Annotated in this window: 15 protein-coding genes; 8 read left to right on the forward strand and 7 right to left on the reverse strand. The window is 47.9% G+C overall.

Going from position 1 to position 15,722, the window contains the following annotated elements; genetic code table 11:
- From hisD to hisIE, 7 genes are read left to right on the forward strand one after another with little or no spacing between them, the layout of a single operon-like run.
- A complete protein-coding gene (gene hisD / locus HV242_RS14500) occupies positions 1-1,305 on the forward strand; it encodes a histidinol dehydrogenase (RefSeq protein WP_050737183.1) in 1,305 nt (434 codons plus the stop codon).
- Positions 1,302-2,363: a histidinol-phosphate transaminase gene (gene hisC, locus HV242_RS14505; protein ID WP_032678504.1), complete on the forward strand. Its 1,062-nt coding sequence runs from the start codon at positions 1,302-1,304 to the stop codon at positions 2,361-2,363. Before hisD ends, hisC begins: the two co-directional genes overlap by 4 nt.
- A complete protein-coding gene (hisB, locus tag HV242_RS14510; protein ID WP_181616735.1) occupies positions 2,360-3,427 on the forward strand; it encodes a bifunctional histidinol-phosphatase/imidazoleglycerol-phosphate dehydratase HisB in 1,068 nt (355 codons plus the stop codon). The genes hisC and hisB overlap by 4 nt, the downstream gene beginning before the upstream one ends.
- A complete protein-coding gene (gene hisH / locus HV242_RS14515) occupies positions 3,427-4,017 on the forward strand; it encodes an imidazole glycerol phosphate synthase subunit HisH (RefSeq protein WP_020883288.1) in 591 nt (196 codons plus the stop codon). The genes hisB and hisH overlap by 1 nt, the downstream gene beginning before the upstream one ends.
- Complete coding sequence (gene hisA, locus HV242_RS14520) at positions 4,017-4,754, forward strand: 1-(5-phosphoribosyl)-5-[(5-phosphoribosylamino)methylideneamino]imidazole-4-carboxamide isomerase (RefSeq protein ID WP_014170793.1); 738 nt, start codon at positions 4,017-4,019, stop codon at positions 4,752-4,754. Before hisH ends, hisA begins: the two co-directional genes overlap by 1 nt.
- Complete coding sequence (hisF, locus tag HV242_RS14525) at positions 4,736-5,512, forward strand: imidazole glycerol phosphate synthase subunit HisF (RefSeq protein ID WP_014170794.1); 777 nt, start codon at positions 4,736-4,738, stop codon at positions 5,510-5,512. Before hisA ends, hisF begins: the two co-directional genes overlap by 19 nt.
- The gene (gene hisIE / locus HV242_RS14530) at positions 5,506-6,117 is read left to right on the forward strand and encodes a bifunctional phosphoribosyl-AMP cyclohydrolase/phosphoribosyl-ATP diphosphatase HisIE (RefSeq protein WP_044868269.1); all 612 of its coding nucleotides are present in this window, start codon (positions 5,506-5,508) and stop codon (positions 6,115-6,117) included. Before hisF ends, hisIE begins: the two co-directional genes overlap by 7 nt.
- 41 nt (positions 6,118-6,158) lie before the next feature.
- Here the strand turns inward: hisIE and wzzB are convergent, their stop codons facing one another.
- Positions 6,159-7,139, reverse strand: coding sequence for an LPS O-antigen chain length determinant protein WzzB (wzzB, locus tag HV242_RS14535; RefSeq protein ID WP_044868270.1), 981 nt, complete (start codon positions 7,137-7,139; stop codon positions 6,159-6,161).
- A gap of 193 nt (positions 7,140-7,332) precedes the next feature.
- On the opposite strand from wzzB, the gene HV242_RS14540 reads away from it, so the two are divergent.
- Positions 7,333-8,337, forward strand: coding sequence for an NAD-dependent epimerase (locus HV242_RS14540; protein WP_050737039.1), 1,005 nt, complete (start codon positions 7,333-7,335; stop codon positions 8,335-8,337).
- 53 nt (positions 8,338-8,390) lie between these two features.
- On the opposite strand, the gene ugd is transcribed toward HV242_RS14540, so the two are convergent.
- The 6 genes from ugd to HV242_RS14570 form a co-directional block, all read right to left on the reverse strand.
- On the reverse strand, positions 8,391-9,557 hold the full coding sequence (gene ugd / locus HV242_RS14545) for a UDP-glucose 6-dehydrogenase (RefSeq protein ID WP_044866270.1): 1,167 nt from the start codon (positions 9,555-9,557) through the stop codon (positions 8,391-8,393).
- A 253-nt stretch (positions 9,558-9,810) separates the two neighbouring features.
- Positions 9,811-11,217 carry an NADP-dependent phosphogluconate dehydrogenase gene (gndA, locus tag HV242_RS14550; RefSeq protein WP_044866255.1) on the reverse strand — a complete coding sequence of 469 codons (1,407 nt, stop codon included), beginning with the start codon at positions 11,215-11,217 and terminating at the stop codon, positions 9,811-9,813.
- Between the two features lie 158 nt (positions 11,218-11,375).
- Positions 11,376-12,389 carry a UDP-glucose 4-epimerase GalE gene (galE, locus tag HV242_RS14555; RefSeq protein WP_072049758.1) on the reverse strand — a complete coding sequence of 338 codons (1,014 nt, stop codon included), beginning with the start codon at positions 12,387-12,389 and terminating at the stop codon, positions 11,376-11,378.
- Positions 12,390-12,414: 25 nt separating this feature from the next.
- Positions 12,415-13,536, reverse strand: coding sequence for a glycosyltransferase family 4 protein (locus HV242_RS14560; protein ID WP_044866257.1), 1,122 nt, complete (start codon positions 13,534-13,536; stop codon positions 12,415-12,417).
- Positions 13,526-14,629, reverse strand: a complete 1,104-nt coding sequence (locus HV242_RS14565) for a glycosyltransferase (RefSeq protein ID WP_044866258.1) — start codon at positions 14,627-14,629, stop codon at positions 13,526-13,528. The genes HV242_RS14560 and HV242_RS14565 overlap by 11 nt, the downstream gene beginning before the upstream one ends.
- A gap of 9 nt (positions 14,630-14,638) precedes the next feature.
- Positions 14,639-15,721: a glycosyltransferase family 4 protein gene (locus tag HV242_RS14570; protein ID WP_044866260.1), complete on the reverse strand. Its 1,083-nt coding sequence runs from the start codon at positions 15,719-15,721 to the stop codon at positions 14,639-14,641.
- Position 15,722 lies beyond the last annotated feature (1 nt).

A 15,722-nucleotide genomic window follows, 5' to 3' on the forward strand; every position in this document is an offset into this window, starting at 1 on the left:
ATGAGCTTTAACACAATCATCAACTGGAACGATTGTTCGCAAGAACAACAGCGCGCGCTGCTGATGCGTCCGGCGATTTCTGCCTCAGAAAGCATTACCCGCACCGTGGCCGAGATCCTTGATAACGTCAAAGCCCGTGGCGACGATGCGCTGCGGGAATACAGCGCAAAGTTTGATAAAACCGAGGTTGGCGCTTTAAAGGTAACTGAACAGGAAATCACGGACGCGGAAAGCCGCCTCGGTGACGAGATCAAACAGGCGATGGCCGTCGCAGTGAAAAACATTGATACCTTCCACACCGCGCAGATATTGCAGGCGGTCGATGTGGAAACCGTGCCCGGCGTACGCTGCCAGCAGGTCACGCGTCCGGTTGCGTCGGTGGGGCTTTACATCCCCGGCGGTTCCGCCCCGCTGTTCTCTACCGTATTAATGCTGGCAACCCCGGCACGCATCGCCGGTTGTCAGAAAGTTGTACTGTGCTCGCCGCCTCCGATTGCCGATGAAATTCTCTATGCGGCAAAACTGTGTGGCGTACAGGCGGTGTATAAAGTGGGTGGTGCACAGGCAATTTCCGCGCTGGCGTTTGGTACCGAATCCATTCCTAAAGTGGACAAAATTTTTGGCCCGGGCAACGCATATGTGACCGAAGCAAAGCGTCAGGTCAGCCAGCGCCTGGACGGTGCCGCAATTGATATGCCTGCCGGTCCTTCTGAGGTGCTGGTGATTGCCGACAGCGGTGCAACGCCGGACTTCGTCGCCTCCGATCTGTTATCCCAGGCAGAACATGGCCCGGACTCACAGGTTATTTTGCTTACGCCGGATGCGGATATGGCAAGACGCGTGGGTGAAGCCGTTGAACGTCAGCTTGCCGACCTGCCGCGCGCCGACACGGCACGCCAGGCACTCTCAGCAAGCCGCCTGATTGTGGCGCGCGATCTGGCGCAGTGCATTGCCATCTCAAACCAGTACGGCCCGGAACACCTGATTATCCAGACCCGCAATGCGCGCGATCTGGTTGACAGCATTACCAGCGCAGGTTCGGTCTTCCTTGGCGACTGGTCACCGGAATCCGCCGGCGATTACGCTTCCGGCACCAACCACGTTCTGCCAACCTACGGCTATACATCAACCTGTTCGAGCCTCGGACTGGCGGATTTCCAGAAACGCATGACCGTACAGGAGCTGTCCCGCGAGGGGTTTGCCTCTCTGGCCTCCACCATTGAGACCCTGGCCGCCGCCGAACGTCTGACCGCCCACAAAAACGCCGTTACGCTGCGCGTTGCAGCCATGAAGGAGCAAGCATGAGCATTGAAGAATTAGCCCGCGAAAATGTCCGTCGCCTGACGCCTTATCAGTCTGCTCGTCGTTTGGGTGGCAACGGTGATGTCTGGCTGAACGCTAACGAATACCCGACGGCCGTACAGTTCGAGCTGTCGCAGCAAACGCTGAACCGCTATCCGGAATGCCAGCCGAAAGCGGTTATCGAAAATTACGCCCGGTACGCAGGCGTAAAGCCTGAGCAGGTGCTGGTCAGCCGGGGTGCAGATGAAGGCATTGAACTGCTGATCCGAGCCTTCTGCGAACCGGGGAAAGACGCGGTGATGTACTGCCAGCCAACCTACGGAATGTACAGCGTCAGTGCAGAAACCTTTGGCGTGGCGTGCCGTAACGTGCTTTCGCTGGAAGACTGGCAGCTCGACCTACAGGGGATTGCCGATAATCTTGACGGCGTGAAAGTGGTGTTCGTCTGCAGTCCAAATAACCCGACCGGGCAGATTATCAACCCGCAGGACATTCGAACCCTGCTGGAGATGACGCGCGGTAAAGCGCTGGTGGTGGCTGACGAAGCCTATATTGAGTTCTGCCCGCAGGCGACGCTGGCTGGCTGGCTCGAGGAGTACCCGCACCTGGTTGTACTGCGTACGCTGTCAAAAGCTTTCGCCCTCGCTGGCCTGCGCTGCGGCTTTACGCTGGCCAATAAAGAAGTCATCGACCTGCTGATGAAAGTGATTGCGCCATATCCACTCTCTACGCCGGTTGCCGACATTGCGGCGCAGGCTTTGGCCCCTCAGGGGATCAAGGCAATGCGCGAACGCGTGGCACAAATTCTTGAAGAACGGCAGTATCTGGTCACTGCCCTGAAAGATATTCCCTGCGTGGAGCAGGTATTCGACTCTGAAACCAACTACATCCTGGTACGCTTTACCGCGTCGAGTGCCGTATTTAAATCTTTATGGGATCAGGGCATTATCTTACGAGACCAAAATAAACAACCATCCTTAAGCGGCTGTTTGCGTATTACCGTAGGCACCCGTGCAGAGAGTCAGCGCGTGATTGACGCCCTGAAAGCGGAGAAAGTATGAGCCAGAAGACCCTCTTTATCGATCGTGACGGTACCCTTATTTCGGAGCCGCCAACCGATTTTCAGGTCGATCGTTTCGACAAACTGGCTTTTGAACCCGATGTAATCCCGGTGCTGCTCAAGCTGCAGAAAGCCGGCTATAAGCTGGTGATGATCACTAACCAGGACGGGCTGGGTAACGACAGTTTCCCGCAGGCGGATTTTGACGGCCCGCATAATCTAATGATGCAGGTGCTGACCTCTCAGGGCGTTGAATTTGATGAGGTGCTGATCTGCCCACACCTGCCTGCCGATGAATGTGACTGCCGCAAGCCGAAGGTAAAGCTGGTCGAACGCTACCTGACGGATGACGTGCTGGATAAAGCCAATAGCTATGTCATTGGCGATCGCATGACCGATATTACGCTGGCGGAGAACATGGGTATCTCCGGGCTGCGCTATGACCGTTCCACCCTTAACTGGGCAAAAATTGGTGAGCAGTTGACCCAGCGTGACCGCTACTCGCACGTTGAGCGCAACACCAAAGAGACGCAAATCGACGTTAAGGTCTGGCTGGATCGTGAAGGCGGCAGCAAGATCCACACCGGTGTGGGTTTCTTTGACCATATGCTGGACCAGATCGCGACCCACGGTGGTTTCCGCATGGAGATCGCCGTGAAAGGCGATTTGTATATCGACGATCACCACACTGTGGAAGATACCGGCCTGGCGCTGGGTGAAGCGCTGAAGCTGGCGCTCGGCGACAAACGCGGCATCAACCGTTTTGGTTTTGTGCTGCCGATGGACGAGTGCCTGGCGCGCTGCGCAATGGATATCTCCGGGCGCCCACACCTGGAATACAAAGCGGATTTCACCTACCAGCGCGTGGGCGACCTCAGCACCGAAATGGTTGAACACTTCTTCCGTTCATTGTCCTACACCATGGGCCTGACGTTGCACCTCAAGACCAAGGGCAAGAACGACCACCACCGCGTGGAAAGCCTGTTCAAAGCCTTTGGCCGTACCCTTCGCCAGGCGATTCGTGTGGAAGGTGACGCCCTGCCCTCATCGAAAGGAGTGCTGTAATGAATGTGGTGATTCTGGATACCGGATGCGCCAACCTGAACTCCGTAAAATCGGCAATTGCCCGTCACGGCTATGCGCCGGACGTGAGTCGCGACCCGGACGTCGTACTGCGCGCCGATAAACTTTTTCTGCCCGGCGTAGGGACAGCGCAGGCGGCGATGGATCAGATCCACGAGCGTGAGCTGGTGAGTCTCATCAAAGCCTGTACTCAACCGGTGCTGGGAATTTGTCTGGGCATGCAGCTCTTGGGCCGACGCAGTGAAGAGAGTAACGGTGTTGATCTGCTCGGGATTATCGACGAAGACGTGCCGAAAATGACCGATCACGGTCTGCCTCTGCCGCACATGGGCTGGAACCGTGTTTATGCCAAAGCCGGTGACAGACTGTTTCGCGGCATTGAAGACGGGGCCTATTTTTACTTCGTGCACAGCTACGCCATGCCGGTAAATCCGTACACCATTGCCCAGTGCAATTACGGCGAAGCATTTACCGCGGCGGTGCAGAAAGATAACTTCTTCGGCGTGCAGTTTCACCCGGAACGTTCGGGTGCCGCAGGCGCACAGTTGCTGAAAAACTTCCTGGAGATGTAATGATTATTCCCGCTTTAGATTTAATCGACGGCACGGTTGTCCGTCTCCATCAGGGCGATTACGGGCAGCAACGCGACTACGGTAACGACCCCTTGCCACGTCTGCAGGATTATGCCGCCCAGGGCGCGCAGGTGCTGCACCTGGTGGATTTGACTGGCGCAAAAGATCCGACAAAACGTCAAATCCCACTTCTTAAAAAACTGGTGGCCGGCGTGGATGTGCCCGTCCAGGTAGGCGGTGGCGTGCGTACGGAAGATGACGTTGCGGCGCTGCTGGACGCTGGCGTGGCGCGTGTGGTCGTCGGCTCGACTGCCGTTAACGATCCTGAAAAGGTTAAAGCCTGGTTCCGCCGCTTTGGCGCTGACGCGCTGGTGCTGGCGCTGGATGTTCGTATCGACGAACAGGGTAACAAGCAGGTTGCAGTCAGCGGCTGGCAGGAAAATTCCGGGGTGACGCTGGAAGAGCTGGTTGAGAGGTATCTGCCCGTTGGCCTGAAGCACGTGCTGTGCACCGATATCTCCCGCGACGGCACGCTGGCAGGCTCTAACGTTTCTTTATATCAAGAAATCTGCGCGCGTTATCCGCAGGTGGCCTTCCAGTCGTCGGGCGGTATTGGTGATATCACTGATATTGCCGCGCTGCGCGGAACGGGTGTACAGGGCGTGATTGTGGGCCGGGCCCTGCTGGAAGGTAAATTTACTGTGACGGAGGCGATTCAATGCTGGCAAAACGGATAATCCCTTGCCTGGACGTACGTGACGGCCAGGTAGTGAAAGGCGTGCAATTCCGCAACCACGAAATCATTGGTGATATCGTCCCGCTGGCAAAACGCTACGCTGAAGAAGGCGCAGATGAGCTGGTGTTTTACGATATCACCGCCTCCAGCGATGGCCGCGTCGTGGATAAAAGCTGGGTGGCGCGCGTGGCAGAAGTGATTGATATTCCCTTCTGCGTGGCAGGCGGGATTAAATCTGCGGAAGACGCGGCAAAAATCCTCTCCTTTGGTGCCGATAAGATTTCCATTAACTCCCCTGCTTTGGCAGACCCGGAGCTGATTACCCGTCTGGCCGATCGCTTTGGCGTACAGTGTATTGTCGTGGGGATTGACACCTGGTATGACGCCGCAACGGGTAAATACCATGTCAACCAGTACACCGGCGACGAAAGCCGGACCCGCGTAACCCAATGGGAGACGCTGGACTGGGTGCAGGAAGTCCAGAAACGTGGCGCAGGCGAAATTGTGCTGAACATGATGAACCAGGACGGCGTGCGTAACGGTTACGACCTGGAGCAGCTGAAAAAAGTCCGCGCGGTCTGCCACGTACCGCTGATTGCTTCCGGCGGTGCAGGCACCATGGAACATTTCCTGGAAGCCTTCCGCGATGCAAACGTTGACGGTGCGCTGGCGGCCTCCGTGTTCCACAAACAGATTATCAATATTGGTGAGTTAAAAACGTACCTGGCCGACCAGGGCGTGGAGATCAGGGTATGTTAACAGAGCAACAACAAGCACAACTGGACTGGGAAAAAACTGACGGATTACTGCCGGTGGTTGTACAGCATGCCGTCTCAGGTGAAGTGCTGATGCTGGGATATATGAACCAGGATGCACTAACCAAAACCATCGACAGCGGCAAGGTCACCTTTTTCTCGCGTACCAAACAACGCTTGTGGACCAAAGGGGAAACCTCTGGCCATTTCCTGAATGTAGTCAGCATTACGCCGGACTGCGATAACGATACGCTTCTGGTGCTGGCGAATCCGATCGGCCCAACCTGCCACAAAGGGACCAGCAGCTGCTTCGGAGATGCAAGCCACCAGTGGCTGTTCCTGTATCAGCTGGAACAGTTACTCGCTGAGCGTAAAACGGCGGATCCTGAAAGTTCGTATACGGCTAAGCTGTACGCCAGCGGGACTAAACGTATTGCGCAAAAGGTGGGGGAAGAAGGCGTTGAGACAGCACTGGCCGCGACCGTGCATGACCGCGAGGAGCTGACCAACGAGGCGTCGGATTTGATGTATCACCTGCTGGTGCTGCTGCAGGATCAGGAGCTGGATTTGACGGTGGTGATTGAGAATCTACGTAAGAGACATAAATAAAAAAACCGGGGAATTTCCCCGGTTTTTTTATCTGATGAGAATCACGCTTTTAGTTTGTAGTTCCGCAATGCGTTGCGGCCCAGCACCACACCCGAACCGATAATCCCGCCAAGCAGGACAGCAAGGATCAGAGTGATGGCTTTTTTCGGACTGTCACGATAGATAGGAAGATCCGGTTTCATGACATAGCGATAGACATGAATGGTGTCCGGGTTAACATTCAACTTCTCGATATCCAGCAAGTTCTGCTTAGTCTGATAGTACGCTCCAGAGAACACCAGCGGACGTGAAGCTTCGTTTTCAATCATCGATTTCAACGCTTCGCTGCCTAACAGGAACATGGTTTCCTGCGTCACGTCCTGAGTTTGCTGAATCTGTGGAGAAGTGATTTTGGCCGCTTCAGCGTTCTTCAGCGCCTCTGAAATCTGTTTAATACGGAGTTCTTTCTGCTCCTGAGCAACTTTCTCCTGGTTTTCAAGAGAGTCGTTCAGGCTGGTGATCTGCTGCTTAATGTTATCTTTAAGGTCGAGCGCCAGTTCCTTCGCCGTTTGCTCGTCTACCTGCTGGATGTACTGCGCAAGCTGTTTCTGCGCCGCTTCTGCAGACTCACCTTGATAAGTGACGCTTAACGGCAGAGGTTGACCCTTAACGGTTGCATCGATGGTCAGCTTTTCTGGCATTTCCTGGTTTTCAAGCACCTGAGCTAAAGCAGAAAATGAGGAATTGAAACGGCCAATGGCACGGTTTTGAATATCCAGCATTGAAGGTGCCGCACTACCGTAAAGGATATTCAGAGCATTCGCGTAAGTGGCAATCTGTGCCGCATCCGGCTGGGCTATGATAGCGGACGATGTCCATTTCTCTTTTGCTACGGTGATGTAGATCCCAGCCAATATGATAAATACAGCAACAAAAGCTCCAACAACCCACTTCCCACGCCACAGTTGCAGCACTAAATCAAGTAAATCAATTTGCTCCAGGTCATTACTTCTGCTGACCAGGTTATTGTTGTTCTGCGTCATACAATCCCTAACAGATGATAAAGGGCAAAAATAAACATGTTCACATAGTGTATCTGTTGCTATGAATTTTTCTATAAGAATCCGATGAGTTAAATCGGAAAGATGGGTTATGTAACTGGCATCCGCCGCGCTATGATAGACGCAATGTGATGCGTTATGGCATCAGTAAGAACACATGTTTATGAGGGAAGATATGAAATTTCTGGTAACGGGTGCAGCAGGCTTTATCGGCGCAAATGTCAGCAAACGACTCCTGGATGCCGGTCATCAGGTCGTCGGTATTGATAACCTGAATGACTACTATGATGTCAATCTTAAGCTGGCACGTCTGGATCTGCTGACATCTGACAGTTTCGCCTTCCACAAGCTGGACCTGGCCGACCGTGAAGGCATGACCACACTGTTCGCCCGTGAGAAATTTGATCGCGTCATCCACCTGGCCGCACAGGCAGGTGTACGCTACTCGCTTGAAAACCCTCACGCCTATGCAGATGCCAACCTGGTAGGGCATCTCAACGTGCTGGAAGGCTGTCGCCATCACAAGGTACAACATCTTCTGTATGCGTCTTCCAGCTCCGTTTACGGTCTGAATCGCAAGATGCCTTTTTCAACTGACGATTCGGTCGATCACCCTGTCTCACTTTATGCCGCGACCAAAAAAGCCAATGAACTGATGTCGCATACCTATTCCCACCTGTACAACCTGCCCACGACGGGACTGCGCTTCTTTACCGTGTACGGTCCGTGGGGTCGTCCGGATATGGCGCTGTTTAAGTTCACCAAAGCGATGATTGAAGGCAAGAGTATCGATGTCTACAACTACGGCAAGATGAAGCGTGACTTCACCTACATCGATGATATCGCTGAAGCGATCATCCGCCTGCAGGATGTGATCCCTCAGGCTGATGCGAACTGGACCGTTGAGACCAGTTCGCCAGCGACCAGCTCCGCGCCGTATCGCGTCTACAACATCGGTAACAGCTCGCCTGTCGAATTGATGGATTACATTACCGCGCTGGAAGATGCGTTAGGTAAAAAGGCAGAAAAAAACATGATGCCCATCCAGCCCGGTGACGTGCTGGAAACCAGCGCCGATACGAAGGCGTTGTATGACGTCATTGGATTTAAACCGCAGACCTCGGTAAAAGACGGAGTGAAGAACTTTGTCGACTGGTACCGTAATTTCTATAAGGTTTAATACAAAAAAACCCGGCGCATGAGCCGGGTTTTTTATGTGCGGTAGAAAGGAGATTAGTCGCTACCAAACAGATCGCGGGTATAAACCTTATCCGCCACGTCTGCCAGCTCTTCCGCCATACGGTTCGAGATAATCACATCCGCTTCTTTCTTGAAAGCGTCCAGATCGCGAACCACACGGGAGTGGAAGAACTCATCTTCCTGCATCGCAGGTTCATAAATAATGACCTGAACGCCTTTCGCTTTAATACGCTTCATAATCCCCTGAATAGAAGAGGCGCGGAAGTTATCAGAGCCGCTTTTCATGATCAGACGATAGACACCCACCACTTTCGGCTGACGCGCGAGAATTGAGTCAGAGATGAAATCCTTGCGCGTACGGTTTGCATCAACGATCGCTGAAATCAAATTGTTTGGCACAGCCTGATAGTTCGCCAGCAGCTGTTTGGTATCTTTTGGCAGGCAGTAGCCGCCATAACCAAACGACGGGTTGTTGTAATGGTTGCCGATACGCGGGTCGAGGCACACGCCTTCGATGATCTGGCGGGTATTCAGGCCCAGACTCTCGGCATAGCTGTCCAGCTCGTTGAAGTAAGCCACGCGCATTGCCAGGTAGGTATTCGCGAACAGCTTGATCGCTTCGGCTTCGGTGGAATCGGTAAACAGCACAGGGATATCTTTCTTGATTGCGCCTTCCTGAAGCAGAGCAGCAAAACGCTCCGCACGCTCAGAGCGCTCACCGATCACGATACGGGATGGATGCAGGTTATCGTATAACGCCCTGCCCTCGCGCAGAAACTCTGGCGAGAAGAAGACATTATCAATACCCAACTCTTCTTTAATCGATTTGGTGAAGCCTACTGGAATGGTCGATTTGATGATCATCACCGCTTTTGGGTTGATTGCGATAACATCTTTGATCACCGCTTCCACGGTTGAAGTGTTGAAGTAGTTGGTTTTAGGGTCGTAATCCGTTGGTGTGGCGATGATGACGAAATCTGCGTCGCGGTAGGCGTCTTCTTTGTCCGTCGTTGCACGGAAATTCAGCGATTTGTTGGCGAGGTATTCCTGGATTTCTTTATCGACAATCGGGGATTGCTTTTGATTAAGCATATCCACTTTAGACTGAACGATATCCAACGCCACCACTTCATGGTTTTGTGCGATCAGAATGCCGTTTGATAGGCCTACATAGCCTGTTCCGGAGATAGTTATTTTCATTCGTTCAACTTCTTCAAGTTTAAGTTTCAGGAGGCGTAAGTACACCACCGCAATAAACAACTGTTGAGGTTTTTACCTCTTAAGTTGAGCGGCTGTCAAGGCGAATGCCTGGCTGCGAAAATGTGAAAATGCAGTGGTTTATACGGAGTTGAAAGACGCTCGCTGGACAAAGCAAGTCCAGATGGGCTTATTCGTGATAAAAAAAGCCCGGTGAACATCACCGGGCTTAATTATCAGACTGAGTTAAATCAGATTAATCCAGCCATTCGGTATGGAACACACCTTCTTTATCGGTACGTTTATAGGTATGCGCACCGAAGTAATCACGCTGCGCCTGAATCAGGTTCGCTGGCAGCACGGCAGCACGGTAGCTGTCATAGTACGCCACCGCAGCGGAGAAGGTCGGTACAGGGATACCGTTCTGCACAGCGTAAGCAACCACGTCACGCAGCGCCTGCTGGTATTCGTCGGCAATCTTCTTGAAGTATGGCGCCAGCAGAAGGTTAGCAATACCCGCGTTTTCCGCATAAGCATCGGTGATTTTCTGCAGGAATTGTGCACGAATGATGCAACCTGCGCGGAAGATCTTCGCGATCTCACCGTAGTTCAGATCCCAGTGGTTTTCGTCTGACGCGGCACGCAGCTGAGAGAAGCCCTGCGCGTAGGAGACGATTTTACCCAGGTACAGAGCACGGCGAACTTTCTCGACGAATTCAGCTTTGTCACCGGCGGGTTTAGCCTGTGGGCCAGACAACACTTTGGATGCCGCAACACGCTGCTCTTTCAGGGAAGAGATGTAACGCGCAAATACGGATTCGGTGATCAGGGACAGCGGTTCACCCAGATCCAGGGAGCTCTGGCTGGTCCATTTACCGGTACCTTTGTTCGCAGCTTCATCCAGAATTACATCGACCAGGTATTTACCCTCTTCATCTTTCTTGGTGAAGATATCTTTGGTGATGTCAATCAGGTAGCTGTTCAGCTCACCTTTGTTCCACTCGGTAAAGGTTTCAGCCAGCTCTTCGTTAGAGAGGTTCAGGCCGCCTTTCAGAAGGGAGTAAGCTTCTGCGATGAGTTGCATGTCGCCGTATTCGATGCCGTTGTGAACCATCTTCACATAATGGCCCGCACCGTCTGGACCAATATAGGTCACACAAGGCTCGCCATCTTCAGCAACCGCAGCGATTTTTGTCAGGATTGGCGCAACCAGTTCGTACGCCTCTTTCTGACCACCAGGCATGATAGATGGACCTTTTAGTGCACCTTCTTCACCGCCGGATACGCCGGTACCGATAAAGTTAAAGCCTTCTTCAGACAGTTCACGGTTACGACGAATGGTATCGTGGAAGAAGGTGTTACCGCCATCAATGATGATGTCGCCTTTGTCCAGGTAAGGTTTCAGGGAATCGATGGCTGCATCGGTACCTGCGCCCGCTTTCACCATTAACAGGATACGACGAGGCGTTTCCAGGGACTCAACAAACTCTTTAACCGTATAGAAAGGAACCAGTTTCTTACCTGGGTTCTCAGCGATGACTTCTTCGGTCTTATCACGGGAGCGGTTGAAAACGGAGACGGTATAACCACGGCTTTCGATGTTGAGCGCCAGGTTGCGCCCCATCACTGCCATACCGACAACGCCGATTTGTTGCTTGGACATTACATACTCCTGTCAGGTGTGGTCGCCACGACTGTGCGCGGCTTGAATGTTTATCTAATGTTAACTCAACTTTATGTTTGGTGGGTAGTTTAATATCGCGGGACAGAAGTTTAAAAATAAAAATTAGAACATTTCTTAGCCTTAATAAATATGTAGTTTTATACATATCCTTCAGGATTTTTTCTCTGCCAATTCCATGAATCTATAAGCATTTCTTCAAGAGAATGATGGGCTGTCCATTCAAGAACCTCATTTGCCAGGTTCGGCGAAGCCCAACATTCAGCAACATCACCAGGTCTTCTTGCTACAAATACAAAAGGAATTTTTACGTTTGTTACTCTTTCAAAACATGAGACAAGTTCAAGGACTGAATGAGGTCTTCCTGTACCTAGATTGAATACATGATATCCAGATAAAGAGTTAATTTTATTTAGTGCTGCTGTATGCCCAGTAGCAAGATCTTGCACATGGATAAAATCTCTTACTCCAGTGCCATCTTTGGTTGGATAATTGTTACCGTAAATAGATAATTTTTTTAATTTGCCGATCGCAACGCGAGTAATATAAGGCACGAGATTATTAGGTATTCCAGCCGGGTCTTCGCCAATCATCCCGGAAGGATGAGCACCAACAGGGTTAAAATAACGCAAGGAGATAATATTCCATGTATTATCAGCAACAGTAACATCTTTTAAAACTTGTTCTAAAAACAATTTCGAACTGCCATACGGGTTGGTCGTACCGCCTGTAAGGCAGTCTTCACTAAGAGGAATCCTTTCAGGATGTCCATAAACCGTAGCTGATGAGCTAAATATTAAGTTTTTGACATTTTGAGCTTGCATAACTGATAATAAATTAAGTGTGCCAGTTAAATTATTATCATAGTATTTTAATGGATTCAATACTGATTCGCCGACGGATTTTAATCCTGCGAAATGAATTACACATTGGAAATCATATTTATGAAACAATGACTGCAGGAGTTCTTTATCGAGCAAGTCTATATTATGAAACTGTATTTTCTTCCCAGATAAAATCTCTACCCTTTTCAAAGATTCCGAAGAGGAATTTGATAAATTATCTAGTACTACAACATCATATTCATTGATTAAAAGGTCTAACACTGTGTGAGAACCAATATAACCGGCCCCTCCAGTAACTAATATCGTCATTTTCAATACCTATGTTAATAGGGGATTATTTATTTAAGACAGTTTGAAGCGCCATCAGATACTTTTTAATGACTATTTGCTCGTCAAACTTTTTCTCAATAAGTTCTCGTCCAGCTTTACCCATAGCTATTCTATCCTCTAAATGCATATTAATAATAAGCTCCATCTTGTCGCATAAATCAGATACTGAACGTGGCTGACATAGATACCCTGTTTTACCATCTTCAACTGTTTCCCTACATCCGACATTATCAGTTGTAATAAGAGGCTTACCCATCGCCGCTGCTTCAAGTAAGGATTTTGGCACACCTTCTCTATAAAACGAGGGCAAAACAACGCAATCTACATCCCCCAGAATGTCCTCAATGTTATCTGATACACCGAGGTATTTTACATGCCCTTCATCAACCCATTCTTTCATTTTTGCTGAAGTAATTGACCGGGGATTCAAATCGTCAATAAATCCTATAAGTAAAAACTCAACATTATCTCTGTATTTGGTTTTTAAAATCTTAGCCGCATCCGCATATTGTACAATACCTTTATCAAACAGCATCCTTGCGACAACTGCAAATCGGGTAATACCATTATCAGTTGCTTCTTGAAATTTAAAGCGTTTTAGATCAACTCCTGATCCAGGCAAAATATCCATAGAACGTTTATTTATGCCTAAGCGCTGAAATATTGAATAATCCTCTTGGTTCTGGAAGAATATAAAATCTGCTTCTTTCTGGCTATATCTGTATAAATGTCTAACTATGAAGTTAATTAGACCAGAACTACCAAATGCAGTACCCAAACCAGCGATGTTATTAATAACCTTTATTTTGCATAATCTAGCTGCAAAAGTACTATAGATATTATTTTTTGGAGTAAAATTCAGTACTACATCCACATGATTAGTCTTAAAGAGCGTATAGAAATTAAAAATGGTATAAAGATCTTTTATTGGATTTAAACCACTTTTATCAATTTTGACATCCTGATATTTACAACCAAGAGATTCTAACATATATGTATAGTCATCACGTGGAGCACATGCAATAACACTGTAGCCATGATCTAACAAAGTAATAATAGTGTTTCTTCGGAAATTGTAAATATACCAGCAAGTATTTGCTGTTATCGCTATGGTTTTATTTTGCATGATTTTTATAAATATTTAACCAATTATCAACTACAGCATTAATAGAAAATTTATTTTCTATACGACTTCTTGCATTTCTTTTTAATTTATTAATTTCAACATCATCTAATGCAAGAGTATGGAGAATACCATCGGCAAGTTGCGCTGGAGAGTTAATTGGCACAATTGTTCCACAGTCGCCCAAAATTTCGGCAACCCCACCACAGCGAGTAGTAACTATAAGGCAGTTGCAGGACATTGCCTCACCTATAACCAATGGCATTCCCTCCCAAGCAGATGACATGACATATATATCTGCTGAGCTCATCAACTGAGGTATATCATGCCTCATGCCTAAAAAAATAACATAGGGAACAAGATCAAGTTGGTTTCTTAATAAAGAAATCTTTTCAAATAATTCGCCATCTCCCGCAATCAATAGCCTGAGATTAGTCTTTCCTTTCTCACTTATTAGAATTTTGAACGCGTGAAGCAAATTTGAATAATCCTTTGCTTCCGTAAATCTTCCAACAGACAACATTATAGTATGTTCTTCATCCAAGAAAAATTCAGATAAAATTTTCTTTTTAGCAGCAGAATGAAATTTAAATTTATTTGTATCAATACCGTTACCTACGGCAATAATTTTATCACGAGGTGCAATCTTTTTCCGAATATTTTCATTTACAGCATCAATACTTACATTTGTTATCAAATCACACAAAGGAGAAGTAATTCTGTATAAAAACATTCTCAATCTGCCACCTTCATATCTGCTATGAGATGAAGAGATTAAAATATTTATCCTAGTAAAACAGCGTAACAAACGACAAATAATATTTGCATGAAAAAGATGGCTGTGAACTACATCCGGCTCTTGGGATTTTATAATTCTTCTTAATGAAAATAATGTTTTCATTAATGAAAGCGGCTCCTTAGACATAGACATCTGAATAACTTTGACATCTTTATGCTCAGGCAGGACTTTTGCATTGCTTCCCAGCGAAACCAAACTTACTTCATTACCTCTTTCAGCCATTTTATCAGCGAGGAGGCACACCTGTTTTTCAGCCCCTCCCATGCTTAAGCCGGTAATGACATAAACTATTTTCATTCCCTAACCTTAATTTAAAATATCGTCTATAAAGTTACTAGCTTTAAATTTTAAAGCCCAGTTTTTACAAGTAATCATGTAATATTCTTTATTTGCCTTTATTTTTTCCAAATCAGAAACTAGTTTCTCTGGGTCTTCATAAAAAAAACCACTAACATTATTACCTATAGCCTCGGTAATGCCATATTTCATAGGACCGATTGCTGGTAATCCAATAGCTGCTGATTCAATAAATGTTAATCCAAAGGCTTCTGGTTCAATGGGCAATAACCAATATGCATCATAATTGGTGGGGTTTATATGCGAAGTAATACTGCCACGGTCAATCATACCTTTTATACGGATGCGCTTTTCTAATCCTTTGTCTTTAATTTCTTTCACTATGTCACTTTCTAGACGACCAGTCCCATAAATGTCCCAAATAAGATCAGCCCCCCTTTCGAGCATAGCTTCGAATATAGTCATCATCGTAAGATATCCCTTTCGTCTTTCTAATCGCGAGAAAGAAACCAATCGGATCGTAGAAACGTCTTTAGTATTGAGTACAGGAATTTGCATTGCAAAATCTAACATGTCAGCATTCAGACCCGCATAGCTGACAACTTCTTTTTTTAGTTTGATACCCTGTTGACGTAACTCATTTTGTGTGCGTGAAGCAACATACTGGCTGACAAAGATAACTTTCTTACAACGGCTCAAAAAACGACTATAAAAAAAGGAAATTAAAATTAATGAGTTTTTTTTACTTCGTTTTTTATAAACAATATCAATTTCAGTACCATGAACTATGTATACAACCTTATTAAGTATTTTTTTCGTTCCAATAACTCCAAGAATGTAGGCGGAACGAAGATCATTTACTAAAATAACATCGTTATCATTCTTTATTAATGAGAATATAAATGTGAATGCCCCCCAAAAAGGCCATAATATATTGTATAGCTTGCGTAATAGAGTTTTCTTAGGATTAGAACACATAATCGTGCAGGGAATATTTCTACCAATTAAGGTTTGAGCTGTTTGCGATGCAACAACTCCAGCACCGCCAATATGATAAGGGTAGAGTTCGTCTGTTAATATTAATACTTTCATA

The organism is Enterobacter sp. RHBSTW-00593 (assembly GCF_013784105.1).
Lineage (GTDB): Bacteria > Pseudomonadota > Gammaproteobacteria > Enterobacterales > Enterobacteriaceae > Enterobacter > Enterobacter ludwigii.

Excerpts from the sequence above, each read along its gene's own strand:
- hisD (WP_050737183.1), top strand. The coding sequence starts at position 1 with ATGAGCTTTAACACAATCATCAACTGGAACGATTGTTCGCAAGAACAA.
- hisC (WP_032678504.1), top strand. The coding sequence starts at position 1,302 with ATGAGCATTGAAGAATTAGCCCGCGAAAATGTCCGTCGCCTGACGCCT.
- hisB (WP_181616735.1), top strand. The coding sequence starts at position 2,360 with ATGAGCCAGAAGACCCTCTTTATCGATCGTGACGGTACCCTTATTTCG.
- hisH (WP_020883288.1), top strand. The coding sequence starts at position 3,427 with ATGAATGTGGTGATTCTGGATACCGGATGCGCCAACCTGAACTCCGTA.
- hisA (WP_014170793.1), top strand. The coding sequence starts at position 4,017 with ATGATTATTCCCGCTTTAGATTTAATCGACGGCACGGTTGTCCGTCTC.
- hisF (WP_014170794.1), top strand. The coding sequence starts at position 4,736 with ATGCTGGCAAAACGGATAATCCCTTGCCTGGACGTACGTGACGGCCAG.
- hisIE (WP_044868269.1), top strand. The coding sequence starts at position 5,506 with ATGTTAACAGAGCAACAACAAGCACAACTGGACTGGGAAAAAACTGAC.
- wzzB (WP_044868270.1), bottom strand. The coding sequence starts at position 7,139 with ATGACGCAGAACAACAATAACCTGGTCAGCAGAAGTAATGACCTGGAG.
- HV242_RS14540 (WP_050737039.1), top strand. The coding sequence starts at position 7,333 with ATGAAATTTCTGGTAACGGGTGCAGCAGGCTTTATCGGCGCAAATGTC.
- ugd (WP_044866270.1), bottom strand. The coding sequence starts at position 9,557 with ATGAAAATAACTATCTCCGGAACAGGCTATGTAGGCCTATCAAACGGC.
- gndA (WP_044866255.1), bottom strand. The coding sequence starts at position 11,217 with ATGTCCAAGCAACAAATCGGCGTTGTCGGTATGGCAGTGATGGGGCGC.
- galE (WP_072049758.1), bottom strand. The coding sequence starts at position 12,389 with ATGACGATATTAGTTACTGGAGGGGCCGGTTATATTGGTTCTCACACA.
- HV242_RS14560 (WP_044866257.1), bottom strand. The coding sequence starts at position 13,536 with ATGCAAAATAAAACCATAGCGATAACAGCAAATACTTGCTGGTATATT.
- HV242_RS14565 (WP_044866258.1), bottom strand. The coding sequence starts at position 14,629 with ATGAAAATAGTTTATGTCATTACCGGCTTAAGCATGGGAGGGGCTGAA.
- HV242_RS14570 (WP_044866260.1), bottom strand. The coding sequence starts at position 15,721 with ATGAAAGTATTAATATTAACAGACGAACTCTACCCTTATCATATTGGC.